The sequence below is a fragment of the Desulfatitalea alkaliphila genome (genome assembly GCF_022968795.1).
Lineage (GTDB): Bacteria > Desulfobacterota > Desulfobacteria > Desulfobacterales > Desulfosarcinaceae > Desulfatitalea > Desulfatitalea alkaliphila.
This window is the reverse complement of the sequence record NZ_JALJRB010000002.1, coordinates 87,940-112,862: the sequence shown is the minus strand read 5'-3', so window position 1 is coordinate 112,862 and position 24,923 is coordinate 87,940. Positions and strand designations below refer to the sequence as shown.

Annotated in this window: 23 protein-coding genes; 12 read left to right on the top strand and 11 right to left on the bottom strand. The window is 63.1% G+C overall.

From position 1 onward, the window contains the following. Nucleotides 1-41: 41 nt before the first annotated feature. Together MRX98_RS02435 and MRX98_RS21930 are read right to left on the bottom strand one after the other, a co-directional pair. Nucleotides 42-1,064 carry a molybdopterin-binding protein gene (locus MRX98_RS02435; RefSeq protein WP_246902719.1) on the bottom strand — a complete coding sequence of 341 codons (1,023 nt, stop codon included), beginning with the start codon at nucleotides 1,062-1,064 and terminating at the stop codon, nucleotides 42-44. Further along, nucleotides 1,061-1,192, bottom strand: coding sequence for a hypothetical protein (locus MRX98_RS21930; protein WP_281432156.1), 132 nt, complete (start codon nucleotides 1,190-1,192; stop codon nucleotides 1,061-1,063). Before MRX98_RS21930 ends, MRX98_RS02435 begins: the two co-directional genes overlap by 4 nt. 276 nt (nucleotides 1,193-1,468) lie before the next feature. On the opposite strand from MRX98_RS21930, the gene MRX98_RS02430 reads away from it, so the two are divergent. Next, on the top strand, nucleotides 1,469-1,855 hold the full coding sequence (locus MRX98_RS02430) for a winged helix-turn-helix domain-containing protein (protein ID WP_246902717.1): 387 nt from the start codon (nucleotides 1,469-1,471) through the stop codon (nucleotides 1,853-1,855). Between the two features lie 136 nt (nucleotides 1,856-1,991). Then, nucleotides 1,992-2,765 (top strand): hypothetical protein, encoded by a 774-nt coding sequence (locus tag MRX98_RS02425; protein ID WP_246902715.1) that lies wholly within the window; start codon nucleotides 1,992-1,994, stop codon nucleotides 2,763-2,765. Here MRX98_RS02425 and MRX98_RS02420 read toward each other — a convergent pair. Continuing rightward, nucleotides 2,746-3,135, bottom strand: coding sequence for a helix-turn-helix transcriptional regulator (locus tag MRX98_RS02420; RefSeq protein ID WP_246902713.1), 390 nt, complete (start codon nucleotides 3,133-3,135; stop codon nucleotides 2,746-2,748). The two genes, MRX98_RS02425 and MRX98_RS02420, sit on opposite strands and share 20 nt — an antisense overlap. Nucleotides 3,136-3,203: 68 nt before the next feature. Between MRX98_RS02420 and MRX98_RS02415 the strand changes: the two genes are divergently transcribed. Beyond that, a complete protein-coding gene (locus MRX98_RS02415) occupies nucleotides 3,204-3,425 on the top strand; it encodes a hypothetical protein (protein WP_246902711.1) in 222 nt (73 codons plus the stop codon). Nucleotides 3,426-3,440: 15 nt separating this feature from the next. Here MRX98_RS02415 and MRX98_RS02410 read toward each other — a convergent pair whose 3' ends face one another. Continuing rightward, a complete protein-coding gene (locus MRX98_RS02410) occupies nucleotides 3,441-4,316 on the bottom strand; it encodes an amino acid kinase family protein (protein WP_246902709.1) in 876 nt (291 codons plus the stop codon). A 99-nt stretch (nucleotides 4,317-4,415) separates the two neighbouring features. Continuing rightward, the gene (locus MRX98_RS02405; protein WP_246902707.1) at nucleotides 4,416-5,534 is read right to left on the bottom strand and encodes a TOBE domain-containing protein; all 1,119 of its coding nucleotides are present in this window, start codon (nucleotides 5,532-5,534) and stop codon (nucleotides 4,416-4,418) included. A 319-nt stretch (nucleotides 5,535-5,853) separates the two neighbouring features. Between MRX98_RS02405 and MRX98_RS02400 the strand changes: the two genes are divergently transcribed. From MRX98_RS02400 to MRX98_RS02380, 5 genes are all read left to right on the top strand, one after another. Continuing rightward, nucleotides 5,854-7,095, top strand: a complete 1,242-nt coding sequence (locus MRX98_RS02400; protein ID WP_246902705.1) for a putative sulfate/molybdate transporter — start codon at nucleotides 5,854-5,856, stop codon at nucleotides 7,093-7,095. 209 nt (nucleotides 7,096-7,304) lie between these two features. Next, entirely contained in the window at nucleotides 7,305-8,231 is a 927-nt protein-coding gene (locus MRX98_RS02395) for a helix-turn-helix transcriptional regulator (protein ID WP_246902703.1), read from the top strand. Between the two features lie 78 nt (nucleotides 8,232-8,309). Further along, complete coding sequence (locus MRX98_RS02390; RefSeq protein ID WP_246902701.1) at nucleotides 8,310-9,149, top strand: ABC transporter substrate-binding protein; 840 nt, start codon at nucleotides 8,310-8,312, stop codon at nucleotides 9,147-9,149. Nucleotides 9,150-9,157: 8 nt separating this feature from the next. Then, the gene (locus tag MRX98_RS02385; RefSeq protein WP_246902699.1) at nucleotides 9,158-9,844 is read left to right on the top strand and encodes an ABC transporter permease; all 687 of its coding nucleotides are present in this window, start codon (nucleotides 9,158-9,160) and stop codon (nucleotides 9,842-9,844) included. A 6-nt stretch (nucleotides 9,845-9,850) separates the two neighbouring features. Further along, nucleotides 9,851-10,876 carry an ATP-binding cassette domain-containing protein gene (locus tag MRX98_RS02380; RefSeq protein WP_246902697.1) on the top strand — a complete coding sequence of 342 codons (1,026 nt, stop codon included), beginning with the start codon at nucleotides 9,851-9,853 and terminating at the stop codon, nucleotides 10,874-10,876. Nucleotides 10,877-10,986: 110 nt separating this feature from the next. Here the strand turns inward: MRX98_RS02380 and MRX98_RS02375 are convergent, their stop codons facing one another. From MRX98_RS02375 to MRX98_RS02360, 4 genes are all read right to left on the bottom strand, one after another. Then, complete coding sequence (locus MRX98_RS02375; protein WP_246902695.1) at nucleotides 10,987-11,832, bottom strand: alpha/beta fold hydrolase; 846 nt, start codon at nucleotides 11,830-11,832, stop codon at nucleotides 10,987-10,989. Nucleotides 11,833-11,841: 9 nt separating this feature from the next. After that, on the bottom strand, nucleotides 11,842-12,612 hold the full coding sequence (locus MRX98_RS02370; RefSeq protein ID WP_246902694.1) for an acyl-CoA dehydratase activase: 771 nt from the start codon (nucleotides 12,610-12,612) through the stop codon (nucleotides 11,842-11,844). A gap of 82 nt (nucleotides 12,613-12,694) precedes the next feature. Continuing rightward, on the bottom strand, nucleotides 12,695-13,933 hold the full coding sequence (locus MRX98_RS02365; protein ID WP_246902692.1) for a 2-hydroxyacyl-CoA dehydratase subunit D: 1,239 nt from the start codon (nucleotides 13,931-13,933) through the stop codon (nucleotides 12,695-12,697). 110 nt (nucleotides 13,934-14,043) lie between these two features. Next, nucleotides 14,044-15,162 carry a 2-hydroxyacyl-CoA dehydratase subunit D gene (locus MRX98_RS02360; RefSeq protein ID WP_246902690.1) on the bottom strand — a complete coding sequence of 373 codons (1,119 nt, stop codon included), beginning with the start codon at nucleotides 15,160-15,162 and terminating at the stop codon, nucleotides 14,044-14,046. A 187-nt stretch (nucleotides 15,163-15,349) separates the two neighbouring features. Between MRX98_RS02360 and MRX98_RS02355 the strand changes: the two genes are divergently transcribed. Next, on the top strand, nucleotides 15,350-17,104 hold the full coding sequence (locus MRX98_RS02355; protein ID WP_246902688.1) for a thiamine pyrophosphate-binding protein: 1,755 nt from the start codon (nucleotides 15,350-15,352) through the stop codon (nucleotides 17,102-17,104). A 101-nt stretch (nucleotides 17,105-17,205) separates the two neighbouring features. On the opposite strand, the gene MRX98_RS02350 is transcribed toward MRX98_RS02355, so the two are convergent. Both MRX98_RS02350 and MRX98_RS02345 read right to left on the bottom strand, forming a co-directional pair. Then, nucleotides 17,206-17,649, bottom strand: a complete 444-nt coding sequence (locus MRX98_RS02350) for a Rid family detoxifying hydrolase (protein WP_246902687.1) — start codon at nucleotides 17,647-17,649, stop codon at nucleotides 17,206-17,208. Nucleotides 17,650-18,060: 411 nt separating this feature from the next. Next, a complete protein-coding gene (locus MRX98_RS02345) occupies nucleotides 18,061-21,300 on the bottom strand; it encodes an efflux RND transporter permease subunit (RefSeq protein WP_246902685.1) in 3,240 nt (1,079 codons plus the stop codon). A 631-nt stretch (nucleotides 21,301-21,931) separates the two neighbouring features. Here MRX98_RS02345 and MRX98_RS02340 point away from each other — a divergent pair. From MRX98_RS02340 to MRX98_RS02330, 3 genes are read left to right on the top strand one after another with little or no spacing between them, the layout of a single operon-like run. Further along, nucleotides 21,932-22,762, top strand: coding sequence for an ABC transporter permease (locus tag MRX98_RS02340; RefSeq protein ID WP_246902683.1), 831 nt, complete (start codon nucleotides 21,932-21,934; stop codon nucleotides 22,760-22,762). Then, on the top strand, nucleotides 22,752-24,110 hold the full coding sequence (locus MRX98_RS02335) for an ABC transporter ATP-binding protein (RefSeq protein WP_246902681.1): 1,359 nt from the start codon (nucleotides 22,752-22,754) through the stop codon (nucleotides 24,108-24,110). The genes MRX98_RS02340 and MRX98_RS02335 overlap by 11 nt, the downstream gene beginning before the upstream one ends. Further along, the gene (locus MRX98_RS02330) at nucleotides 24,107-24,904 is read left to right on the top strand and encodes a CmcI family methyltransferase (RefSeq protein WP_246902680.1); all 798 of its coding nucleotides are present in this window, start codon (nucleotides 24,107-24,109) and stop codon (nucleotides 24,902-24,904) included. The genes MRX98_RS02335 and MRX98_RS02330 overlap by 4 nt, the downstream gene beginning before the upstream one ends. Nucleotides 24,905-24,923 lie beyond the last annotated feature (19 nt).

Below are 24,923 nucleotides of genomic sequence, written 5' to 3'. Positions count from 1 at the left end.
TTTATATGTAAGGTTTCGTGGATCGGTTGTCCGCCTGGATGTCAGCCGCAGCCGAAGCCGCAATCCGGAAAACGGCATTCGGCGCAGCCGGCGCAGTAGCCGCCGTGGCCCAGCGCGGTGATGTCCTCCTTGCAGACCGGCACGCCGGCCAGCAGGCGGGGCACAATCAGGTCGAAGATGCTGGCGCGGTAGTACATCACGCAACCCGGCAACCCCAGCACCGGCACCTCGCCGATATGGGCCAGCAGGAACATGGCGCCGGGAAAGACCGGTGCGCCGTAAAGCGTGACTTGGGCGCCGGCGGCGCGGATGGCCGCCGGGGTGCGGTCATCGGGGTCCACCGACATGCCGCCGGTGACCACCACCATGCGGGCGCCTTCGCCGATCAAGGTCAGAATGGCCTCGGCGGTCATGGCGGTGTCGTCGGAAACCAGAATTTGGCGCAGGATGGGACAGCCCATGGCCGCGAATTTCTCCCGCACCACCGGGCCGAAGGTGTCGGCGATGCGGCCCGAATAGACTTCGCTGCCGGTGGTGACCATCCCCACGGGAAGGGGGCGGAAATGGCGCACCTGGACCAGGGGAAACGCCTCTCGGCAAAGGGTTTCCGCCGCCGCGAGGCGTTCTTCGGCGATGGTCAGGGGCACCACGCGCAACCCGGCCACCGCCTGTCCGGACGCCACCGGGCGATGGGTGTGGCGGGTGGTCACCACGATTTCGCCCAGACCGTTGCAGCGCTGTAACGCCGGTACATCGATGGTGAGCAGCCCGGCGTGCCGCGCTTTCAGGTTGATGCGGCCCTCGCAGGGCTCGGTGGCGTCCAGGCCCGGACCGGCGACGGCGCGGGCCAGGCGCCGCGCCGCTTCATCTTCGTGCAGCATCCCGGGAGAGCAATCGGCCACGAACACATGGCGCTTGCCGATATCCAGCAGCAAAGGGATGTCCCCCGGCTGGATGACGTGGCCCCTGCGAAAGGCGGGGCCTTTCTCGCCGCCGGCCACGATGCGGGTCACGTCGTGGCCCAGCACCATGCCCACGGCCTTTTCCACGGCAATGGCCTTCATGGTCGATCCCCCTTCAGTGCCGACGAAAAGCGGCGGGCGCCCGTGCCGCGGGTGCGCCCGGGCGCCGTGGGTGCACCACGCCGCTCGTCATCATTGAGCCGGCGGACGTTTTGGTCTATGGTGCCCATGGTATCATTTCCTGATCCGACGCCGGAACGGTTGACGTTTGTGAAGCAACGGGCATTCGACGGTCTTTGCCGGGTGGGCGGTACGTGCAGGGGCGACCGCGAAAAGGTCCCTGTTTGCCAAGGATCTATCGAAAGCGCGGCGTTGTGTCAATAATGATATAGTCGGAAAGTGTCGTCATGGACGCCGTCGCGTCATTCGGCTGTCGGAAAGTGTCTGGAATGACCTTGGATGACTCAGGAGCGCATTCAGGTTTTTGGTGAACAGGAGGAAAGGTCATGTGCTCACATGAGGTCCGCTTTCGGATGCGGTCCAAAATCTGGATCGAAGACGAGGGGGGAAAGGTGGTGTTCGGTCTGGGTCGCTACCGCATGCTCGATCTGGTGCGTCGCACCGGATCGTTGAATGCCGCCGCCAAGGCCCTGAAAATGAGCTACCGGGCGGTGTGGATGCGCATCCGCAAATCGGAAGAGCGCCTGGGCCGGCCCCTGGTGATGCGGGATGGCAACGGTTCGCGCCTGACCCCTTTCGGCGAGTCGCTGATGGACGGATTCGACCGGCTGCACGCGCGGGTGATCGCGGAATCGGACCGCTTTTTCGAAGGATTGATGGCGGACCGCCTGCCGGAAGGACCGCAGGACCCGCCATCCGAGGAATCGGGTTGACAGCTTCCGGCGACAATAGTAGCTATGCAGGCTTGTGCCCGCGCGGCCCCATGGCATGGGGCCGCCCGCGCCGGCGGACCATCGGGGGCCGTCCCGCCGGCCGGCTGCGGTATTGAACGTTATCGAGTGAATGAACATGCGCATCTACATCGGACTGGACGACACCGACACCATTGACGCCCCCTTCGGCACCGGCAAGCTGGCCCGTTGGCTCAGCGCCGCCCTGCCGGACGGGTGCCGTTGCCAAGGGGTGGTGCGCCAGCAATTGCTGGTCTCCCCGGAGATTGCCTACACTTCCCACAACAGCGCTGCCTGCATCCTGGCCGATGTGGCCGCCGCGGCGCTGCTGCCCGCGGTGATCGACCAGGCCGTTCGCACCATTGTGGACAATGCGGTGCCGGGCAGCGATCCGGGCCTGTGCGTGGTGACCGAATCGGATCCGGCACTGCCGGGCTTGATGGCCTTCGGCAGGGCCTGCACCCACCGTGTGTGCACCCGATCCCAGGCGACGGCGGCGGCCGGCGCGGCCCACCTCTCCGGGCACGGCGGCACCGACGACGGCATCATCGGGGCGGCGGCGGCCGTCGGTTTGACGGCCGAGGGGTGGCTCGGCCGCTATATCGAGCTGGATGGCTTGCGGGACACACCCGCCGAGGTCAGTGTCGCTCAGTTGCGTACGCGCGGCATTCGGGTCATGGCGGTGGATCGTGATGCCCCCGCGCCCGCCCCGGAAGACAGGGTGCTGACCAACGGTTGGCTGCGTCCCATGCATATGGCGCGGGGCCCGGTGCTGCTGGTCGGCTGCGAAGCGCCGGGGCTCTGGCGCAACCTGCACGCGAAAAAACGCAAACACGGCCGGGGGCTCGATACGCCGCAATGCGCCGGGGCCGTCAAGACCGCCGCCCGCTGACCTGTTCGCGATACATTTCCACAAACGCCAGCATCTTGCGCGCCAGTTGCTCCATGTAATCGATCCAGTAGCCCAGCACCTCTTCCCCGTCGGGGGTCAGCCGGTAAATGCGCTTGGCCGGCCCCCCCTCATCGGTCTTCCATTCCGACACCACCAGGCCGCTCTCCTCCATTTCCCGCAGATGCCGGTACACCATGCCGGGGGGCGCATTGCCACGGATGAAAGCGAACCGGCTGATGTTCTGAATCAGCTCGTACCCGTAGGTCGGCCCCTGCTTCAAGGTCATGAGGATGGACGGTTGCATGTAGCGTTCGCCCTTGCGGCCGCCGATGCTTTTGGTGCGTTTGCGCGATGTGTTTTCTTTTGACATATATCTTTGTAGGATATATTATTTCAGTTATCAATAAACCCATGGTGACAATACCACAGGAGGGCGTTATGACCACCAAAATTTTTGTACGCGAACGGCGCAAAATCGAAAAGGGCGAGAAAAAACCCCGTTTTCGGGTCGTCGGCGTCAGCGGCGGCGACGTGAAACTGTACGCCCGCCATGTGCGCAAAAAAGAACTGGAGCAGATCTGCGCCGCCAGCGGCGCCGAGGCGGTCTATCTGCAAGCCGGCAAGGGCGAGCGCAACGGCGGCGGCCAAACGGCCGACTGAACGGCCGCGCCGGCGTCAGGCCGCCGGTTGTGACGACGGGTCCGGTTCCTGGTAAATGATGGTGCCCACATGCTCCCCGTTCAGCGCCGCGGCGATGTGCTCCGGGTGGCGCAGCGCGTCGATGATCTGCAGCTCCTTGAGGCACTTGGAGCGCTGCAGAAGCGCCAGGATGGGGCGTTCGATGATCAGGTCGTCCAGATCGAGGGCCAAGAGCTCCCGTGCCGAAATGCGGTCGTAGAAAGTGAGACCGGCCGGATCGGTTGTTTTGGGATCGGCGCTGTAGAGCCCTTTCTCGTCCTTGAGATAGATCAGGGAGCGGGCACCGATGTTTTCCGCCAGCAGGAAGGCGCCGCAATCGGTGCGGTGGGGCGGAATGGAGCCGTGTTCGGCGGGGTGCTCGAAAAATCCGTAGGGCGGCACGCCGTAGGTGATGGGCAGATAGCCCAGGCGACAGAACATGGTGAGCTGTTCCAGGTTGTCGCCGTGGCCGATCTTCACGCCGCCGTGCTTGGCCAACAGCACGGAAAGCATTTCCGCGTTCTGCCAGGAAACCTTGTCCCCCAGCTTGGAGAGCACCCCGGTGGGCATGCCCAGATCCACCGCGATGTTGTAGACGTGGCGCGCGCGTGTGCCACCCCCGGTCATCAACAGGATCTTGTGGTTTTCCTTGGCTTCGATCAACGCATCGAGGATGGGCAGCAGCGCCTTGGCGCCGCGGTCCATGATGCTTTGCCCACCGATCTTGATCACGTTGATATCCGGGTGCATGCGAAAATAGCTGCTCGCCTCGGTGCGTTTCAACAGCTCCTTGCTCACCAGGGATGCGCCCATCAGGGGCGTGTCGATATGCAGGCGGCCGGTTTCCGAAGGCTCTTTGATCAGTTTGCTCATGGGTGGCTGTGCTCCTTTGGGGTGCCCGCGCGGGCGGCTGTACACGGGATGGTTGTTACGGCTTGTTTATCATGAATCGCCCCGGCCCGCCACTCGGTTTCACTCGGCCAGCAAGACCACGGCAAAGCTGCTGAAAAGCACCGTCACCGGATCACCCTCGCAAAGCTCCAGGCGCGCGTCGGCTGTGCGGGTCACGATGGCGCACACCTCCGTTTCATCCGCCAGCCGCACGATGTACTCCACATTGACCGCCGCACGGGTGATGGCCCGCACCGTGCCGTGCAGGGCGTTGTCGGCCGATGACGCCGGGTCCGCCGCGCCTTTGTGCAGCATCACCCAAGGTGCCTTGACCTCGGCCGTGATGGTTTTGCCCGGTTGCAGGCCGAGCCGGCGTGCGCTGTGGTTGGTGATGACCGATCGGATGAGGTGGCCGCCCATGGTGGCCAGCTCCACCATGGACTGCACGGCGTCTTGCTGGATGGAGCGGACCTTGCCGTAAAAAGAGTTGCGGGCGCTGGTGCGCCGCACCCCCTCCTTTTCCATGAAAGTGCGGGTCACCTGTTCCATCTCCGCTTCGGAAAAAGTGACGTAGGCGGAGGTCAGATTGGGCGTGCCGTGTCCCAGGAGCATCTGCACCGCCGGCAACGGCATGTGGTTTTGCATCAGCTCCACCGCGCGGGATCGGCGGAGCACCTCCGGCGCGCCCAACGCCTTTGCCAGGCCGCAGGCCTCGGCCCGCTCGTAGAATTTACGACGCACGAAACCGGGATCCACCGCCAACCGCGTGGGTGCATCGGTTGCGCGGGCGTGGTCCAGGTACCGGCGGATGTCGTCGCAGAGAGCGGCCGGCAGCGGCACTTGGCGCTGTGCCTTGGCCGCGCGGCTGTCACCGCGGCGCAAGAGCGCCGTTCTCCGTTCGCAGTCCACGTCCTGTTGCAGATCCAGGCCCAGCACCTCGCTGAGTTTGGCGCCGGTGTAGCGGATCAGCAGGAAGATCAGCAGCACCCGATGGCGGGCGCTTCTGATATCCGCCCGGGGAGAGTCATGCCGCCATTCCCTGAAGGCGCGCTCCAGGGCTTCCAGCTGGATGGGGTCGAGGCATTTTTCCGAACCCGGCATGGAGTGGATGCGGCCTTTGGCCGCGGTCCCGGGAACCGAAGGTGACGGCGGTTCGCCAGGAAGGGCGATTTCAGGATCGGCATCGTTTTTGGCGCCCATACAAGCCTCTTGTCGGTGGTGGATCCTGGAGATGGGTGATCCATTGCGGTCCCTTGCGCGCTATGTTCCATGCTTAGAAGGTACGGCGGGCGATGTCAATACGGTACCCTCCAGGCTGGGTGGCGGCATTCGGCGCAATGGGTGTTGGGCCCCATCCCGGATCTGGATCCGATCTTGGTCTTGACGATCGTGGTTGGACATCGTATTATCACGATAAAGATGATATTCGTAACTATCATGACCGGAGCGACCTGCGTTGCAACCAACGACAAGCATCCGGTATAAAGGGCCTCCCCCAACGCCCAACGAGGAGCATGCCATGGATCAGCGCATGGAAACCGCTTCAACGGAAAAAGCCGCCCACAACCCGCCTTTCCTTTTCAACCGCCTGGAATTGGCCGGCTCCCTGGGGGACCTGGGCACGATTCTGCCCCTGGCCATCGGCATGATCCTGATCAACGGCCTGCACCCCCTGGGGCTTTTTCTGGCCGTCGGTCTTTTTTACATCGGATGCGGTCTCTATTTCCGGGTCACCGTGCCCGTGGAGCCGATGAAGGTGATCGGCGCCTACGCCGTGGCCACGGGCATCGGCGCCGCCCAGATCCAGGCCGCCACCCTGTGGACGTTTCTGGTGCTGCTGTTGATCGGCGGCACCGGCCTGATCACGGTCATCGGCCGGGCCATCCCCCGGCCCGTGATTCGTGGCGTACAACTCTCCACGGGGGTGTTGCTGGTCACCCAGGGGGTCAAGCTGATGCTGGGCACCTCTCCGTTCCAGGCCATGCACGGCGCGGGGGAACCCTACCTCGCCATCCAGGCCATGGGGCCGGTTCCTTTGGGTCTGATCATCGGCGCCGCGCTGGGGGCCGCGACCCTGATGCTGCTGGACAACAAACGGCTGCCGGCCGCCATCGTCATCGTCGGCGCCGGTATGGCGATCGGCCTTCTGTTCGGCACTCGCGAGGGGCTGGCCCAAATGCGGCCCGGCTTGTACTGGCCCTCCCTGCTGCCCTTCGGCCTGCCTTCGGTGAGCGATCTCACCTTCGCCTTGATGGTGCTGGTGCTGCCCCAGATGCCCATGACCGTGGGCAACGCGGTGGTGGCCAACGCCGACCTGTCGCTGCAATACTTTCCCCGGGACGGCCGCCGGGTCACCTACCGGGCCTTGAGCCTCAGCATGGCCCTCGGCAACCTGCTCAGCTTCTGCCTGGGCGGCATGCCCATGTGCCATGGCGCGGGGGGGCTGGCCTCGCGCTACCGTTTCGGTGCCCGCAGTGGCGGTTCCAACCTGATCATCGGTGTCCTCTTCATCCTGCTGGCGCTGCTGCTGGGGCCGCACCTGATGGGAATCATCCACCTGCTGCCCATGGCCGCCCTGGGGGTGTTGCTGGTATTCGCCGGTGCCCAGCTGAGCCTGACCCTGCTGGACATGAACACCCGCAAGGAGCTGTTCGTGCCCATTCTGGTGGTGGGCATCACCCTGGCTTCCAATCTGGCGGCGGGTTTCATCGCCGGTACCCTGGCGGCCTACGCCCTGCGGTCGGACAAGCTGTCGGTCTGAGAACCCGCACAGTGCCGACGGCCGTCCACCTCCCTCCCCCAGCGCATCCGCGCCCGCCGAAGGCCACCCCTTTGCGCCGGCTAATCGTTATTACAGGTTGTCTTTGGTAGTTATTGGTTTTGCAAATGCAAACCTGTTGACAACTCACCTTCACCGTTCATAATTGACTCCATTTTCAGCACGATGTCGCAGCGAGGAGGATGCGCGCCATGAGCCAGTTGATGAGCACCAAGGAGGTGGCCGCCCATCTGGGGGTCAACGAAAAGATGATCTATTCCCTGATCTCCGAAAAGGGCTTGCCCGCCTCCAAGGTGACGGGCAAATGGCTCTTTCCCCGTCATTTGGTGGATCGCTGGGTGGAGGCCCACACCATCAACCTCCAACCGACGGCCGGCGCGATGCCCGCCAGCGAGGGGCTGCTGGTGATCGCCGGCAGCAACGATCCCCTGCTGGAGCAGATGATCGGTGTTTTCAACGGCCTCTACCCCGACAACCTGGCGGTGTTCGGCAACCTGGGCAGCCTGGGCGGCATCCGTTGCCTCAAACAGGACCTGTGCCACATCGCCACCAGCCATCTGCTGCAGGAGAACGGCAGCGAATACAATTTCGAAATCGCCGAGCAATTTCTCCAGCCGGCCCCGGTGGTGGTCAATTTCTGCCGGCGCCACCAGGGGTTGATCGTGGCCAAGGGCAATCCCCGGCGCATCCGCGCCACCGCGGACCTGGGACAGCCGGGGCTGCGGGTGGTCAACCGCAAGCTGGGTACCGGCACCCGGCAGTTGTTCGACCGGGAGCTCAAGGCGGCGGACCTGGCCCCGGGCCGCATCGACGGGTATGACAATGAGTGCCAACGGCACATGGATGTGGGGCTGGCCGTGCTCAAGGGCCAGGCCGACGCCGGGCCGGCGATTCAGCCGGTGGCCGAACAGTTGGGGCTCGACTTCATCCCCTGGCGCTGGGAACGCTACGACCTGCTGATGCACAAGGAGCGCTTTTTCGACAAGGCCATGCAGCAATTCCTGGGTCTGCTGCACGAAACGCGTTTTCAGGCATCGGCCGCCGCTTTCCAGGGGTACGACACCTCCATCAGCGGCAAGATCATTTTCCCCCAGGCGCCCAAGGCGGCGGAAGCATAGGCCAATTCGCCGTGCCGACGGTCATGGTGACGGTCGGCAACGGCTTTAGACGGGTTCAACCACTGCAAGGAGGACGCTATGAAGCGAAGATGGAGCATCGGGCGGCTGTTGGCGCTGTTGTGCGTTGCGGCGATTCTTGGTTTGCCGGCGGCGGCGGCCGCCGAAGGCGAAGTGCTGATGATGGCCACCACCACCAGCACGGACAACACCGGGTTGCTGGACTATCTGGCACCCCACTTCACCGAGGAAACGGGCATCGAACTGCGTTGGACTTCCACGGGAACCGGTAAAGCCCTCGAACTGGGCCGCAACTGCGATGTGGATGTTTTGCTGGTGCATGCCCCCGCGGCGGAGATCGCCTTTGTCGAAGCCGGTTTCGGCATCCATCGGCGACCCGTCATGTACAACGATTTCGTCATCATCGGGCCTGCCGCGGATCCGGCCGGCACCAAGGGACAGGGGGTGGCCGCGGCCATGACGGCCATTGCCGATCAAAAAGCGGTTTTTGTCAGCCGTGGAGACGATTCCGGCACCCACAAAAAGGAGCTTTCCCTCTGGGCCCGTGCGGACCGGCCGGTACCCGAGCGGGAATCCTGGTACATCCAGGCCGGGCAGGGGATGCTGACCACCATCAACATGGCGGCCGAACGCAACGGCTACACCATGACCGACCGGGGCACCTTCATCAAGTACGCCCACGACAAGGGCGGCCAACCGCCGTTGGTGATTCTGGTGGAGGGCGATGCCGCCCTGCTCAACCCCTATGCCGTGATCAGCGTCAACCCCGACCGCTGCCCCAAGGTCAAGGGGGACCTGGCGAACCGTTTCGGCGAATGGATGGCCGGAACACGGGGGCAGGCCCTGATCGCTGACTTCAAGCTGATGGGCCAGCCGCTCTTCTTTCCGGATGCCGAATAGAACGCGGCATGGATTTCATCCTTCAGGGGGTCATTCAGGCGCTGCGGCTGTTGGTCGGCGGCGACCCGGAGACCTACTCGGCGGTGGCGGCCACGGTCAAGGTGTCCAGCATGGCAATGGCCGCCAGCCTGCTGATGGGCATTCCCCTGGGGTTCTGCCTGGGCCATTTCGATTTTCCCGGCAAGCGCCAGGCCCGCCTGGTGGTGGACACCCTGCTCTCCCTGCCCACGGTGTTCATCGGCCTGATGGTGTACGCCTTCCTGTCCCGGCAAGGCCCCATGGGCCAGATGGGGTTGCTTTTCACCCTGCCGGGGGTGGCCATCGGCCAGACCATCCTGGCCCTGCCCGTGGTGATCGCCCTGACGGCCACCGCCGTTGAAAGCATGGACGCCGAACTGCGCACCAGCCTCCTCTCGCTGGGAGCCAGCCGCGCTCAGTTGCTGGCCGGCAGCCTCTGGGAGGCCCGCCACGGCATCCTGGCCGCCGGGGTGACCGCCTACGGCCGGGTGATGACCGAGGTGGGCATCTCCATGATGGTGGGCGGCAACATCAAGTGGCACACCCGCACCATCACCACCGCCATCGCCCTGGAAACCAGCAAGGGCATGTTCGCCATGGGCATCGCCCTGGGCCTGGTGCTGCTGCTGATCGCCTTCGGCGCCAACGCGGCGGTCTCCTTTCTGCGAAGGAAATAAACCCTCATGCCGCTGTTCGAGTTGCACCGGATCCTTCAGGCCTACGCCGGCCGCACCGTGCTGACCATCGATGCGTGGCAGGTGCCGGAAGGCAAGATCGTGGGCTTGTGCGGTCCCAACGGCAGCGGCAAAAGCACTCTGCTGCGGCTGCTGGGGTTCGTGGAACGGCCCGTGCGCGGCACCATTCACTACCAGGGGCGCCCGGCCGAACCCTATGCCGATGCCGTGCGCGGCCGGGTGGTGCTGCTGCCCCAGGCCTCGTACATGCTGCGGCGCACGGTTTATAAAAACGTGGCCTACGGGTTGCGTATCGGCCGGGTGCGCTGCGACATCCGGCAGCGGGTGGGGGAGAGCCTGGGCCTGGTGGGGCTGGACCCCGATGCCTTCGCCCAACGGCCCTGGTTCGCCCTGTCGGGCGGCGAAGCCCGGCGGGTGGCCCTGGCGGCGCGCCTTGTCCTGCGCCCCCGCGTGCTGCTGCTGGACGAACCCACCGCCAGCGTGGACAGCGCCAGCGCCCAGATGATCCAGGCAGCCGCCCTGCACGCCCATAGGCAGTGGGGCACCTGCCTGATCGTCACCAGCCACGACCACCATTGGCTGCAGGACACCTGCGACGAAACCGTGCACCTGTTCCAGGGTAGAATCCTGGGCCGGGGCGACTTCACCCTGGTGTTCGGCCCCTGGCAACCCGGGGAGAACCGGCGCCTGGCCGCGCCATTGGGCCGGGACCAGTGGCTCACCCTCGATCCGCCGCCCGCCGGTGCGGCCGAAAGCGACATCGCCGCCCTCGATGCCCGCCACCTCACCCTCCACGCCCTCACCGATCCGCTCCCACCGGGCACGGCCGTCGTGGAAGGCACCATCACCGCCCTGGCCCTTGGAAAAACCAGCGGCCAGATCAGCGTCTCCCTGACCGTCGGCGCCACCCCCTTCACCGCCTATCTACCCCCTGAAATGGCCGCCACCGGCCACTTCACCCCCGGCAACAAAGCCCGCCTCGCCTATTCGCCCGATGCGGTGCGGTGGGTGTAGCAAAACCGGGGACGCCAAATCGGCCAAATCGGGGACGTACATGAAACTAGGCCAAATCGGGGACGTACATGAAAATATGAATTTTTTTGGGGTTCAAAAAATTCATATTTTCATGTACGTCCCCGAATTCCCGTCCCCGAATTCCGACGTCCCCGAATTCCGAATTCCAAGAAGCCGTTCACAATGTCCACGAAGATTTCCGGGGCTTCGGCGGCAAGGGAGTGGCCGACATTGGGAAGCTCCACGTGGCGACCGCCAATGATGCGGGCAATCTCTTCGGCACCCTCGCGGGTGACCAGGGGGTCGTCTTCGCCGGTGAGCACCAGTGAAAGAAAGGGCAGGGGTTTCAGGGTGCCGGACAGCGGCGGGTAGTGCTGCAGGGCCGCCAGGTGGGCGCGCAGGGCATCGCTCTGGTTGCGGCGCACGATGGTCTGGACGATGCGCTCCAACTGCTTTTCGTTCTGCCGCAGGAAGGCGCGGCCGAAGACGTGGGGCACGGCGGCCCACACCATGGCGTCCAGGCTGTGGCGCTGCAGGATTTCGTGCCAGGAGCGCACGATCATGCGGGCGCGGAAAGTGGCGCGGGTGGAGAGGCTGCACAGCACCAGCCGGGTGATGGGGTCGGGTGATCGTTGGGCCAGGGCCAGGGCCACCCGCGCGCCGTGGCTGAGGCCCGCCACGGCCGTTTGGCGGATGCCGGTCTCCAGCAGCAGTTCTTCCAGGTCACGGGCGTGCAGCTCCAGGGAGAGGGGTTGCTGTCCCAGGTCGCTGGCCCCCTGGCCCCGGGTGTCGTAGAGCAGCAGGCGGAACTGCCGGGTCAACGCCTTGACGGCCGGCTTCCAGTTGATGGTGGTTTGCAGGGTGCCGTTGATCAGGGTGAGGGTAGGCTTGCCGGGACCTTCTCCGAGTACTTCGTAGTAGATGGAACACCCGTCGCTGGTTTTGCAGAAGGCCATGACGCCGCCCTATCCAAGGCCGGCGGCGAGGATGGCCGCGCCCAGGGCACCGGTGACCTGGGCCTGTTCCGAGACGACCAGCGGGATTTCCAGCTTGGCTGCCAGCGCCTTGACCACGCCCGCGTTGCGGGCCACGCCGCCGGTCATCATCACCGTCGGGCGCAGGCCGACCCGTTTGGCCATGGCCGCCACCCGGGCGGCGATGGCGGCGTGGATGCCGGCGATGATGTTGGCCCGCTCTTCGCCCTTGGCGATCAGGGAGATCACTTCCGATTCGGCGAAGACGGTACACATGCTGCTGATGGGCGCGGCGCGCTCGGCCGCCAGGGAAAGGTCGCCGAAGGCGTCCAGGTCCAACTCCAGGGCGCGGGCCATCACTTCCAGGAAACGGCCAGTGCCGGCGGCGCACTTGTCGTTCATGGCAAAATCCCGCACCTTGCCTTTGGCGTCCAGGGCGATCACCTTGCTGTCCTGGCCCCCGATGTCGATGATGGTGCGTACGGCCGCATCCAAGTAGTAAGCGCCGGCGGCGTGACAAGTGATCTCGGTGACCGCCTTGTGGGCGAAGTCGATGCTGTTGCGACCGTACCCGGTGGCAACGATCCGGTCCACCTGCTCCGGCCGCAGATCCGTGGCCGCCAGCACCCGCTCATACACCTGCCGCCCGGCGCCACGGCTGTTATAACCGGTCAACATCACATCGGCGGCCAAAACCCCACCTACCCCCATCACCACCGCCTTGGCACTAATCGACCCCACATCCACCCCAACACTCACCATAACCCCATCACCTCTCCACCCAATATAACCGCCAGAATACCTCAACTTAAAACTTAACACTTAAAACTTAAAACTTTTCTTCTTATCCCAACATCTCAATAAACGCATCGATCCGTGTATCTATCTGACTCTCGGCAAAACTGCGCTCATCCACCATATCGGCCTCGATCATCAAAGTGGGGATACCCATCTTCTCCTGCACGATGCGCTGGATGTCGTACTGCCCTAATGAATAGGGCTTGCAGCTGCGGTTGGAGTGAAACACCACGCCGTCGGCATGGTACTTCTCCACCATGCGCAGGATGTTTTCGGCCATCAGGTCGGTGCCGCTGTTGAGGAAGATGCGCGCGTAGCTCTCGCCCATGAAGCCCAGGAAGTCATTGCGGTCGGCCCCGGGCAGCCATCCGGTCCAGCCGGAGGTGTAGGTGTCGGCCACCAGGCAGGCCGAGCGGGCCATGAACTTCTCCGAAAGCCAGCGCATGCGGTACCAGATGGGGATGTTGTCCCACACCAGGCGGTACTTCTCCTCGGCCAGCATGCCGATACCTTGCGCCACCCGTTCGCGCATTTCGGCCAGCAGCATTTTGTAGTAATCCACCGCGGTTTGAGTGCCGCGCAGGGTGACGATCATGGCCAGATGAAAAAAGGCGTCGAAGCAGGTCATGGGGGCCGGCTTGTGCATGGTGGTCTCCAGGATCTCCTGCCACAGGGCCTGTCCCTCCAGGGAGAGTTCGCCCACCACCTTCATGCGGTCCTGGTCGAAGGGTTTGCCGCACACCCGCTCCAGGAAGGCGATGTACTCCTTGCTCTGGCGCTTGACATAGCGGCGCATGTCGTCGTCGAAACGGGTGTGGGTGATGGGAGTGTCGAAGATGAACAGCGGTACGTTGAAATAGCGGGCCTGGACTTCGTACCACTTGAGCACCGTGCCGCAGATGTTGTTGCAGCAGATCAGCATGTCCGGCTCGGGCAGTCCGCCGATGGGCCCGCCGTTGACCGTGGCGCTGGCGATGTCCGCTCGCGCGTAGGAGCACAGATCGCGGCTGTAGCCCATCTCTTCGGCCGTTTCGCACAAGCCCACTCCCATCTTCGAAGCCCCGATCATGGCGCCGTAGTTCTCCGGGTAGACGGGAATCACATCCATCACGTGCAGCGGCTCCACGGGACCGCCGCTGGTGATCCAGGCAATTGGCTTGCCGCGCTGCTCGCGCGGGGTCTTGGCCTCGATGTAGTATTCGGCCATGATCTCCCGCATCCGCTTATCGGCCTTGATCTTCCGCTTCTCCCTATCCGGATCCAAAACCCGCCCATCCTCACCCATCACCCATCTCCTTCCCACCACAAAACGCTATTCACCCACCCCATCCAAACGACCCCAATCCTTCAACTTAAAACTTAACACTTAACACTTAAAACTACCGGCGCAGCCGGTCAAACCATCTCCATGAATGCTTCCAACCGCGTCCGCAACTGCCCCTCCGCCCCGGTTGCGTCCTCCACTTCGATCAGCATGCTGGGAATGCCCTCCTCATCCAGCATCGCTTTCAAGTAGGGGTGGTCGAAGGCGTGGGGATCGCAGAATTTGAGGTAGAGAAAGACGACCCCCCTGGCCCCTTGTTGGCGCACCTTGTCCAGCAGGTAGTGGCCGCGGCTGTGGATGCCGGTGTGCTTGGCCGGGCAGACCACGCGGGTCAGCAGTCGCCGGGCAAGGGCGGCAACGGGTTCTTCCGATTCGTCCACCAGGCCTTCGAAATAGCGGGCGCCGGTGCAGAAGTCGTCCCACACCACCCGGCCGCCGGCCGCTTCCACCACCTGGTGGATGTCGGGCATGCCGCACAAGCCGCCGCTGAGGATAATGGGCACCCCTGCCGGGCGTCGATCCGGCTTGGCGGCGGGCAGGCTGTGGATCAAGGCTTCCAGTGCCCGCGCCGATGCCCGCGGCTCCATCACCATGGCCGCCCGGAACACCTGGTGCAGTTCGGCGGCGCCCAGGGACGAGGGATCGCCGGCGCGGCGGGCGTAGAGGCTGCCCAACAGCCGCCGCACCCGGTTCCAGTCTTGGATGGCCTCGTGGAGGCGCTGATCCGTGATGTTGACGCCCAGCCCCTTTTCCAGATCGCTCCGAAAGCGGTGCAGTACGGCGGTCATGTATTCGGCGGCGCTGTCGGTGTTCAACTTGACCGGCATCACCAGGTCGGCGTGGAACCCGAAATGGGTGTTCATACGCCAGATGTCCGACAGCCGCATGATGGAATCGCAGGTGTGGGGAAAGGCGGCGCCGTCCAGAAAATCGAGCCGGCCGGCCAGGGCATCCTCCAAGGCGCCGCGCACCAGGCTGCAACTGTAGGCCTGCAGGTGGCTGTCGGCGCGGCTGATGTCGGCGCCGCTGCTCCAAATGCGAAAGGGCAAGGCGCGGGCCGCGGAGATCAATTCCTGGGGCGTGTAGGAACAAAAATAACCGACCACCTTGCCGCCGGAACGTTCTTTCCAAAGACGTGCGTAATCGCGGGGATGTTCCCCGGCCTGGTGCAGCGGTTCGCTGAGGGGCATGGAGACTCCTTGATTGGGAATGGGTTGCACCCAAAAACTGAATCAACGTCACGTTTTTGCTACATACCATGAATCGGTTTGGGGGCAAACCACCAAATACATGGGCAAAGGCCGATTGGGACGGGCCATTGACAATCGCCCGGTAACCTTCCATCTTAAGCCATTTGATCCATCTGCGGGAGGCATCATGGAAACCCACGGCGGGCACATCATCGCGGACGTATTGCAAAGCCACGGCGTGCGCCATCTGTTCACCCTCTGCGGCGGGCACATCTCCCCCATCCTGGTGGGCGCCAAGGCCCGCGGCATCCGGGTGATCGACATGCGCGGCGAAGCCGGCGCAGTCTTTGCGGCCGATGCGCTGGCGCGGCTGACCGGCCGACCCGGGGTGGCGGCGGTGACCGCCGGGCCGGGGGTGACCAACGCCCTGACGGCCCTCAAGAACGCCCAGATGGCCCAAAGCCCCCTTGTGCTGCTGGGCGGGGCGGCGGCCACCATCATCAAGGGACGCGGCTCGCTGCAGGACATCGACCAGATCGGCCTGGTCAAATCCATCGTCAAGGTGGCCCTCACCATCAACCGCAACTGCGACATCGTGCCGGTGCTGGCCCACGCTTTCCGCGTGGCCCGTTCCGATGTGCCGGGACCGGTCTTTGTGGAGTGTCCCATCGACCTGCTTTACGCCGAAACGGAGGTGCGCCGCTGGTACGGCGGTGCCCGCGACGGCGCGGCCGAGACCAAGGGGCTCAAGAGCAAGCTGTTTCAATTCTACCTGCAACGCCATCTGGACCGCATGTTCGTATGCGATTTCGACGACATGCCCCCGCTGCTCGAACCGGTCGAAGCCCCCGAGCTGCCGGCCGCCAAGGTGGACAAGGCGGCCCGCCTGTTGGGCGCCGCCCGCCGTCCCGTGCTGATCGTGGGCAGCCAGGCCCTGCTGCAACCCGAAAGCACCCGCCGCCTGGCCGACGCGGTCACGCGCATCGGCGCGCCGGTCTATCTGACCGGCATGGCCCGGGGCCTGTTGGGCGTCGATCATCCCTTGCAGATGCGCCACCACCGAAAAAAGGCCCTGGCGGCCGCCGACCTGGTGCTGCTGGCCGGAATGCCCTGCGACTTCCGCCTGAATTACGGTCGCGCCATTCCATCCGCCGCCACCCTGATCGCCGCCAACCGGGACAAGGCGGCCCTGACCCTCAATCGCCGGCCGACCCTGGCGCTGCACGCCGACCCCGGCGACTTTCTATGCGTCTTGTCCGAAGAGCGGCCGCTGGAAGACATTGCGGCCCCCTGGTCCGAATGGACGGCGACCTTGCGCCGCGCCGACCAGGAGCGGGAAGATGAGATCGCCGCCTTGGCCGACCGCCCCGCGGCCCAAGGGGTCAACCCCATCGCCTTTTTCAACCGGCTGGAAAACTTTCTGGATGAGCGCGCCACCCTGGTGGCCGACGGCGGCGATTTCGTGGCCACCGCCGCCTATGTGCTGCGCCCGCGGGGCCCGTTGCGCTGGCTCGACCCCGGCCCCTTCGGCACCCTCGGCGTGGGGGCCGGCTTTGCCGCGGGCGCCCAACTGGTGCGCCCCGGCGAAGAAGTCTGGCTGCTCTACGGTGACGGCGCCGCCGGTTACAGCCTGCAGGAGATGGACACCTTCGTGCGCCACGGCCTGCCCATCATCGCCGTTGTGGGCAACGACGCCGCCTGGGCCCAAATCGCCCGGGACCAGGTGAAACTTCTAGAAGACGATGTGGCCACCACCCTGCGCCGCAGCGACTACCACATCGTGGCCCGAGGCTTCGGTGCCAAGGGCCTGCTGGTGCGCACCCGGGAAGAAATCGACCCCGCCCTGGCGCAAGCCCGCGAATTCGCCCGCAAAGGCATGCCGGTGCTGATCAATGTGTGGCTGGGCCCCACCGATTTCCGGGAAGGGTCCATTTCCATGTAAGGGGTCAAGAGTAGTAAAAAGGGGACGTTCTTTATATTTTTATATTTCTGCCGCTTTTCGGGCAGAAATATAAAAATATAAAGGGCGTCCCCTCGTTGCTTTCATTTGGCCCCGGACGGTTGCACTGCCACGCACTTGACCTCCACGCGGCCGTTCTTGGGCAGGGCGTGGACCGCCACCACGGCCCGGGCCGGCTTGTGTTCGCCGAAAAAAGCCTGGTAGATGCGGTTGAACTCCACGAAGTTGCCCATGTCGATCAGGAAAACATCCACGGCGATCACGTCGCTGAGCCGGCAGCCGGCCGCATCCAGCACGGCTTTCATATTTTCCAGGGCCTGGCGCGCCTGGCTGGCGAAGTCGCCGCCGACGAAATCGCCGCTGGCCGGATCGAAGCCCAGTTGGCCGCTGACGTAAACCAGTCCGCCGCCGATCCGTCCCTGGGCGTAAGGCCCGATGGCGCGGGGGGCGTTGTCTGTGGCGATTGGGGTGGTGGTATCGGAATTTGGGGTGGTGGTATCGGAATTTGGGGTGTTGGTGGTGGGCATGGGGGCTCCTTGGAGAAAAGATAGTTTTAAGTGTTAAGTTTTAAGTGTTAAGTTAAGGTGTTCCGTCGATTTTAGGTTTGGTGGTTGTGTGGGGTTGTTGTTGGGTTGCCGAACTGTGTCGCTGTGGTGCGGCACCCTTGTTTATTCCATTCGCCGGTCCTTGCGGCTATTACGCACGAACGGGCGGTGCCATTTCGCTCCTTCGGCGCGTTCCGATTCAGGACCTCCAATAGTGTATGATATTCAGACTTGGGCCACTGTTCAACCCCATTCCAACCACCCAACGGTTGAACAGTGCGGACAGCCGTCGAATCCAGACCAAATCGCCTCCCCCATCCGCACCCCTCACCCTATCTAACCGACAGAATTCCTTAACTTAAAACTTAAAACTTAAAACTTAACACTTAACACTTAAAACGCTCCCTTCCTTCTCAACTTCCCGATCCGCCGCCGCCGCAACTTCGCCCGCCACCCCTCCAACAACTCATAATTCACCGGCGTGATCAACAGCGCCAGCACCGTTGCGCTGCTCAGGCCGGTGACGAAGGCGGTGGCCATGGGGGCCCAGGTGAGGGACTTGGAGGGAATGCCGATGGCCATGGGCAGGAGGCCCAGCAGGGTGGTCACGGTGGTGATCAGGACCGGCCGCATGCGGGCGGCGCACGATTCCAGGATGGCCGGGCGCAGGTCCTTGCCGTCGCGGTAGCGCTTGTTCATGAAATCGAGGAGCAGGATGGTGTTGTTGACCGCTACGCCCGACAGCCCGACCGTGGCGATGAAGCTGGCGATGGTGAAGATGCCCCGGGTGAAGAAGATGCCGAAGGAGACGCCGATCAGGGAGAAGGGCACCGCCGCCAGGATGATCAGCGGTTGCAGGTAGTCCCGGAACTGGGAGGAGAGCACCATGTAGATGCCCAGGATGGCGATGGCGAAGGCCGTTGCCAGGGAGGTGTAGGACTTGAGGGTCGATTCGAACTCGCCGCCGAAGGTGAGCACCACGCCCGGCATGGTGTCGGCGGCCGATTGCCAGTGGGCCTGGATCCGGTTGCGCGCCGCTGCCGCCGAGAGGTTGGCGCCGGCGCGGATGTCGGCGCTGACCGTCACCGTGGGGCGCCCCTGGTAGCGGGAGCGCACGTTGGGTTCGCGCGCGTAGCGGGCGTTGACCAGGTCGCGCAGGTAGATGGGCGCCGCGCTGTGGTCGATCACCGGCACGGCCAGGGCGTCCAGGGGTGTGGCCAGGCCGTTGGCGCCGCCCACCGGGTCGTCGTGGCGCGCCAGGCGCACCACCATGTCCACCTCCTCGTCGATGGTGCGGTACACCCCGGCGTACCAGCCGTTGAGCACCCCGGCCACCAGGGCGGTCACCCGATCCACCGATAGGTTGTATTCATAGACCGCCTCCTGGCGCGGTTCGAAGCGCACCGTGCGGTGCTGCGAGGGGCGGTCGTCGCCCAGGTCCACCAGGTCGCTCAGGGCCGCATCGTCGCGCATGCGCGCCAGCAGGTGGTCGGCGGCGGCCAGGGCCTCTTCCATGGCGGGGCCCTGGATGCGCACATTGACCGCCTTGCCCGTGGGCGGGCCGTCCACCTCCTCGAACACCTGCACCCGGGGGTTGGCCGGATCGTCGCCGTAGGTGGCGGCCACGTGGTCTGCGATCTTGCGGCGCACCTCGGGAAGGTAACGAATGGGGTCGTTGCCGGGGATGCCTGGAAAATCGCGCTGCCGCACCTCGGGCAGGGTCACCACCACCTGGCCGTAATTGGGGCCGTTGTGGCGCACGTAATCCTGGTCTTCGTAATAACCGGCCATGCCGGCCGCCGACTCGGCCTGGCCGGGGCCCAGGGAGAGAATGAAGCGGCTGGTCTCGCGCACCATCTCGTCGGTGCGCTCCAGGGAGGTGCCGGCGGCGGTCTGCAAGGTGACATGGTAGCGGAAGTAGTTGCCCGGGAAGAATTTGACCTGGATCAGGGGCGCGATGCCCAGCATGGAGAGCAGCAGAATGGCCACGGCCGCCGCCAGCAGCAGGTTCATGCCCAGCAGGGCCGGCAGCTTGTGGTCCAACACCCAGAGCAGCAGCCGGCGGTAGACACGCCACACCAGGCCGAAAACGCCGCTTTGCAGATGGGCGAAGGGCGTGGCCTTGTCGTTGATCTGCCGCGCCGTCGACGGTTGCCGCGGGCCCCAGTCCCACACGTGGATGGGCAGGATGAACAGGGCCTCGAGCAAGGAGGCGATCAGGGCGAAGGCCACCGTCTTGGGGATGATGGCGAAGAAATCGCCGATGTGGCCGGTCATGATCAGCATGGGCAGAAAGGCCAGCAAGGTGGTCAGGGCCGCGCTGATCACCGGCAGCATCACTTCCGCGGTGCCGTCGATGATGGCCTGCCGCCGGTTCTTGCCCATCTGCATGTGACGGAAGGTGTTCTCCACGATGATCACGGCGTCGTCCACGATGATGCCGGTGACCAGCACGAAGGAGAAGAGGCTGATGGTGTTGATGGTCAGCCCGGTGAACTTCATGATGGCCAGGGCGCACAGAAAGGAGAAGGGGATGCCGACGGCCGTGATCATGGCGTTGCGGAACCCCAGGGTGAGCCACAGCACCAGGATCACCAGGGCCATGCCCAGCAGCAGGTTGCCGCCCAGGGTGCGCAGGGCGTCGTTGATCTCGATGGTGGAGTCGTTGGTGAACACCACCGAGATCCCCTCGTCGGCGTGGCGCTCGCCGAAGCGCTGGGCCGCCGTCTTGACCTGCCCGCTGATGGTCACCGCGTTGCCCTGCCGCTCCTTGGTCACCACCATGCGGATGGCGCTGTGGCCGTTGACCGAGGCGATGGTGATGGGGTCCCGGTGATGCAGCCGGGCCGAGGCGGCCAGGTCGCCCACCCGGATGAAATTGCCGTCGCCGTCGCGGCGCACCACCACCTCCAGCACCTGCTGCCGGCGCTCCAGGCGGCGGCCGGTGTCCAGCATGAAGGCCGTGTCGCCGGTGCGAAAGCGCCCCGTGGGGATCTTGGTGCCGGCGCTCTCCACCGCCCGCACCACCTCCATGAAGGTAACCCCGAAGCGCCGCAGCCGCTCCGGGTCCAGGGCCAGGTGAAACTCCTCGGTCACCGACCCGCGGATCGCCACGTCCCGCACATCGGGCACGGCCAGCAGCTGCACCCGCAGCTCCTCGGCATAGCGTTCCAACCCGCGCAACGACAGATCGCCGCCCACGTGCACCTCGATCACCGGCTTCCAGATGTCGGTGTCCAGCCAGATGAAAGTGGGCTCCTCGGCCCCCCGGGGCAGCTCGTCCTTGATGTTGAGCACCAGAAAGCGCAGCTCGTCGTACAGATAGCGGTAATCGGTGTCGTCGAGGAACTTGACTTGCACCGAGGAGAAGTTGCGGTAGGAGTGGGACTGGACGTACTCGACGCTCTCCAGGTCCTCCAGGGCGTCCTCGATCTTGCGCGTGACCAGCTGCTCCACATCCTCGGCCGAGGCCCCGTAGTAGACCGTGTGCACGAACACCCGGCCCATATCCACCAGGGGCATGTTTTCCGTGGGGGTGGTCAACAGGCTGAACACCCCGGCCACCACCAGGATCACGAACAGTACATTGATCAGAACGGTCTGTTTGAGGGTGTAGCGGACGACCCGGGGCATGGCGGTTCACAACTCCGCAAAAAGTCGGCCGCTGCAGTTTCCGTCCTGCGGCCGTTTGTTGGACGCGATCACTGGGTGTGCCGGTCGTTGCGCACCTGGTTGACCGTTCAGCTTTTCCCTGTGCCGGGCATCAATGGGCGGCGTCCGGCGCCAATTGCCATCCGACTGCCACACGCCTACAAGGCGACCGTTTAGCGCAGGCGTTCGGGTACATTCTGATATGCCCTGCGCCACAACGCAAGTCTTTCCGAAAAGGGCGGCGGGCAAATCCACAGGGCACAAAAAAAAGGGCCTCTTTTCCAAGAGGCCCCCTTCATTCATTATGAATATCGGATGTGGATTTTTCCGATGCGGAATCGGTCGGCGATGGTTTCGTTTATGCCTGCTGATGCCAATCATTCCTTGACATGGTGGCTTCCAGTCGGCTAAACACCTGATGTTCATGATGTTCAAATACGGCAAGGTCGCATTGGCTTTGCCCGCCCCGCACTCGGAACGGGCCACGCGTACCAAGTGCGACACCGGAAAGATTCAGGATGCCCCCGACCCATTCGAAGCAAGCGCGCGGAAACCGAAACTCCCTTGCATCATCCAACAACCAACCCATGTGACCGCACCGGTTTACAATGCCATGACCTTTGATCGGAACCATTCCGCTTCCTTTGCCGCTCTCGCCGCCTCTCTTTGGGGGCACCGCGCCCTGATTCTGCGAATGATACGGCGGGAAGTGATCGGCCGCTATCGCGGCTCCATATTGGGATTGGCATGGTCCTTTTTTCATCCTCTGCTGATGCTCGCGGTTTACACTTTTGTGTTTTCGGTCGTTTTCAAGGCCCGCTGGGGAGTGGGGACGGAGGAAAGCCGGTTGCAGTTCGCTCTCGTGCTCTTTGCCGGCTTGATCATCTACAATCTCTTCGCCGAAACCGCCAACCGTGCGCCCTATCTTATTTTGCAAAACGTCAATTTCGTAAAAAAAGTGTTGTTTCCACTGGAAATACTTCCTGTGGTGGCCATCGGCACGGCCCTTTTTCAAGGGCTGGTCAGTTTGATCGTACTTTTATTGGCGGTGTTGCTGGTAAACGGTGCGGTGTCCTGGACTGCGGTGCTGTGCCCGCTGGTGCTGCTGCCCATCGTCGTCGCCACCCTTGGCTTTGCCTGGGTGTTGGCCTCCTTGGGTGTCTACCTGCGGGATGTGGGGCAAATCATCGGGATCGTCACCACCATCATGCTGTTCGTTTCGCCCATCTTTTATCCCGTTTCGGCTTTGCCGGAAGCCTTCCGCCCCTGGTTGCTGCTCAACCCTTTGACTTTTGTGATCGAACAGGCCCGCGCGGTGCTCATCTGGGGAGAGCTTCCTCACTGGCGCGGGCTTTTGCTCTATAGTGCCGTTGCGGTCGCAGCGGCCTGGGCCGGATTCGCCTGGTTTCAGAAAACGCGCAAAGGATTCGCCGATGTGCTCTGAACCGGTCGCCATACGGGTCGAAAACCTGGACAAGGGGTATCAAATTTACAAAACGCCCCGGGATCGGCTCAAGCAGTTTGTCCTGCCCCGCCTTCAGCGACTGGTCGGCCGGCCGCCGAAGGCCTACCACGAAGAGTTTTGGGCCTTGAAGGACATCTCCTTCGAGGTGCGGCGCGGCGAAACGGTGGGGATCATCGGCCGCAACGGCGCCGGCAAGTCCACCTTGCTGCAGATCATCTGCGGCACCCTGACCCCCACCGCCGGGACCGTGGAGACCAACGGTCGCGTAGCCGCCTTGCTGGAGCTGGGCTCCGGGTTCAATCCCGATTTCAGCGGCCGCGAAAACGTGTACATGAATGCCGCCCTGCTGGGGCTGGACAAGGCGGCCATCGATGCCCGTTTCGATGCCATCGCCGCTTTCGCCGATATTGGAGAATTCATCGACCAGCCGGTTAAAACTTATTCCAGCGGGATGTATGTCCGCCTGGCCTTTGCCGTCATCGCCCACGTGGATGCCGACATACTGGTCATCGACGAAGCGCTTGCCGTGGGCGACGCTTTTTTCGTGCAAAAGTGCATGCGTTTCTTGAGGCGCTTCATGGAAACGGGCACGATCATTTTCGTCAGCCACGACACCGGCAGTGTCACCAACCTGTGCCGCACCGCAATATGGTTGGACAAGGGACGAATTTTGAGGCAGGGAGTCCCAAAGGATGTCGTGGCAAAATATCTCGAAGCATGCTATGCGCTTCAGCAAGGCGATAGCGTCGATCATTCCACTGATATGCTGGCCCCGGTGTTCGAGGATCCAGAATGGCCGCGGGACATGCGCCAGGATTTTATAAACAGTTCGCCTTTGCGAAACGACATCCAGCTTTTCACTTTTAGACCGGATGCGGAACAGTTCGGTAAGGGTGGAGCGATGGTGACCTGTGTTCAGTTGACCGATCAGCACGAAAAGGCATTATCATGGGTTGTTGGCGGCGAAATGGTCATCTTGAAGATTTACTGCAAGGCGCGGGAGGCGTTAAAGGGAGCTATCATTGGTTTCATGGTGAAAGATAGGCTCGGCCAGGCCATATTCGCCGACAATACCTACCTGATGACCCTGGATAATCCTCTGCATGTGCCGGCAGGTAAAGATTACCATGCCCACTTTGCTTTTCGAATGCCCTTGATGCCTCCAGGTGACTATGCGATAACGGCATCAACGGCGGAAGGTTCCCAAAATGTGCACATTCAACACCACTTGATTCACGAAGCGATCATTTTCAAAGTACACAGTAGTGCGGTTTGCTTCGGCCTCATAGGAGTTCCCATGAAAGATATCAGGATTCAGGTTGCATGAATATTCGCATCGATACCGAAATGAAGACCATCGAATTCGATAGAAACGGCAGCATTGAGCTCATCCCCTTGTATTCCAAGGCTGGCATTGAAGCTTTGACGGAAATATGGATCAAGGTACAGTGGAATCAATTGGCATGGCGATCCCTCTCCTGGCATGGCTTTCCCCTACTCCAGCTTTCGGAGGATCTTTTGCGTCTGCAGGAAGTGCTTTTCCGTTTAGGGCCGGACGTAATTGTGGAAACAGGTGTCAATCAGGGTGGCAGTGCGGTCTTTTTTGCTTCCTTGTGCCGTTTGATTGGTAAGGGACGGGTCATTGCTATCGATATCGAAATTCCGCCAAATGTCCGTGACGCTATTGCGCAAAGCCCATACGGGGACATGATTACCCTGATTGAATCCGATTCCGTGGCTCCGGAAACGGTTCGCTTGGTTCGGCAGCTGATCGGCAGGCATGAAAAAACCTTCTTCTTCCTGGACAGCGATCATTCTAAAAGCCATGTTTTGCGAGAACTGAATGCCTATGCCGACATGGTATCGGTAGGCTCTTATATTGTCGCCGCCGACGGCATCATGGAGCGCTTGGGCGACACCCCTATTGGTTCTCCAAAATGGCTTCACGACAATCCTGCTGTCGCGGCACGTGATTTTGTGCGAACCAATGAAGATTTTGTTATCGAGCCACCCGAGGCGTTGTTCGGTCAGGAACATGCGATCAAGTCGTTGACATATTGGCCGGATGCTTGGTTGCTGCGGAGGAGGGCATCTGCCAACACTGCAGATGTAGAAGTCTGATGCATCGGAGCTCCTACGA

Excerpts from the sequence above, each read along its gene's own strand:
- MRX98_RS02350 (WP_246902687.1), bottom strand. The coding sequence starts at position 17,649 with ATGCCCACCACCAACACCCCAAATTCCGATACCACCACCCCAAATTCC.
- MRX98_RS02400 (WP_246902705.1), top strand. The coding sequence starts at position 5,854 with ATGGATCAGCGCATGGAAACCGCTTCAACGGAAAAAGCCGCCCACAAC.
- MRX98_RS02395 (WP_246902703.1), top strand. The coding sequence starts at position 7,305 with ATGAGCCAGTTGATGAGCACCAAGGAGGTGGCCGCCCATCTGGGGGTC.
- MRX98_RS02430 (WP_246902717.1), top strand. The coding sequence starts at position 1,469 with ATGTGCTCACATGAGGTCCGCTTTCGGATGCGGTCCAAAATCTGGATC.
- MRX98_RS02410 (WP_246902709.1), bottom strand. The coding sequence starts at position 4,316 with ATGAGCAAACTGATCAAAGAGCCTTCGGAAACCGGCCGCCTGCATATC.
- MRX98_RS02385 (WP_246902699.1), top strand. The coding sequence starts at position 9,158 with ATGGATTTCATCCTTCAGGGGGTCATTCAGGCGCTGCGGCTGTTGGTC.
- MRX98_RS02420 (WP_246902713.1), bottom strand. The coding sequence starts at position 3,135 with ATGTCAAAAGAAAACACATCGCGCAAACGCACCAAAAGCATCGGCGGC.
- MRX98_RS02380 (WP_246902697.1), top strand. The coding sequence starts at position 9,851 with ATGCCGCTGTTCGAGTTGCACCGGATCCTTCAGGCCTACGCCGGCCGC.
- MRX98_RS02405 (WP_246902707.1), bottom strand. The coding sequence starts at position 5,534 with ATGGGCGCCAAAAACGATGCCGATCCTGAAATCGCCCTTCCTGGCGAA.
- MRX98_RS02365 (WP_246902692.1), bottom strand. The coding sequence starts at position 13,933 with ATGGGTGAGGATGGGCGGGTTTTGGATCCGGATAGGGAGAAGCGGAAG.
- MRX98_RS02370 (WP_246902694.1), bottom strand. The coding sequence starts at position 12,612 with ATGGTGAGTGTTGGGGTGGATGTGGGGTCGATTAGTGCCAAGGCGGTG.
- MRX98_RS02435 (WP_246902719.1), bottom strand. The coding sequence starts at position 1,064 with ATGAAGGCCATTGCCGTGGAAAAGGCCGTGGGCATGGTGCTGGGCCAC.
- MRX98_RS02345 (WP_246902685.1), bottom strand. The coding sequence starts at position 21,300 with ATGCCCCGGGTCGTCCGCTACACCCTCAAACAGACCGTTCTGATCAAT.
- MRX98_RS21930 (WP_281432156.1), bottom strand. The coding sequence starts at position 1,192 with ATGGGCACCATAGACCAAAACGTCCGCCGGCTCAATGATGACGAGCGG.
- MRX98_RS02330 (WP_246902680.1), top strand. The coding sequence starts at position 24,107 with ATGAATATTCGCATCGATACCGAAATGAAGACCATCGAATTCGATAGA.
- MRX98_RS02390 (WP_246902701.1), top strand. The coding sequence starts at position 8,310 with ATGAAGCGAAGATGGAGCATCGGGCGGCTGTTGGCGCTGTTGTGCGTT.
- MRX98_RS02340 (WP_246902683.1), top strand. The coding sequence starts at position 21,932 with ATGACCTTTGATCGGAACCATTCCGCTTCCTTTGCCGCTCTCGCCGCC.
- MRX98_RS02355 (WP_246902688.1), top strand. The coding sequence starts at position 15,350 with ATGGAAACCCACGGCGGGCACATCATCGCGGACGTATTGCAAAGCCAC.
- MRX98_RS02415 (WP_246902711.1), top strand. The coding sequence starts at position 3,204 with ATGACCACCAAAATTTTTGTACGCGAACGGCGCAAAATCGAAAAGGGC.
- MRX98_RS02425 (WP_246902715.1), top strand. The coding sequence starts at position 1,992 with ATGCGCATCTACATCGGACTGGACGACACCGACACCATTGACGCCCCC.
- MRX98_RS02360 (WP_246902690.1), bottom strand. The coding sequence starts at position 15,162 with ATGCCCCTCAGCGAACCGCTGCACCAGGCCGGGGAACATCCCCGCGAT.
- MRX98_RS02335 (WP_246902681.1), top strand. The coding sequence starts at position 22,752 with ATGTGCTCTGAACCGGTCGCCATACGGGTCGAAAACCTGGACAAGGGG.
- MRX98_RS02375 (WP_246902695.1), bottom strand. The coding sequence starts at position 11,832 with ATGGCCTTCTGCAAAACCAGCGACGGGTGTTCCATCTACTACGAAGTA.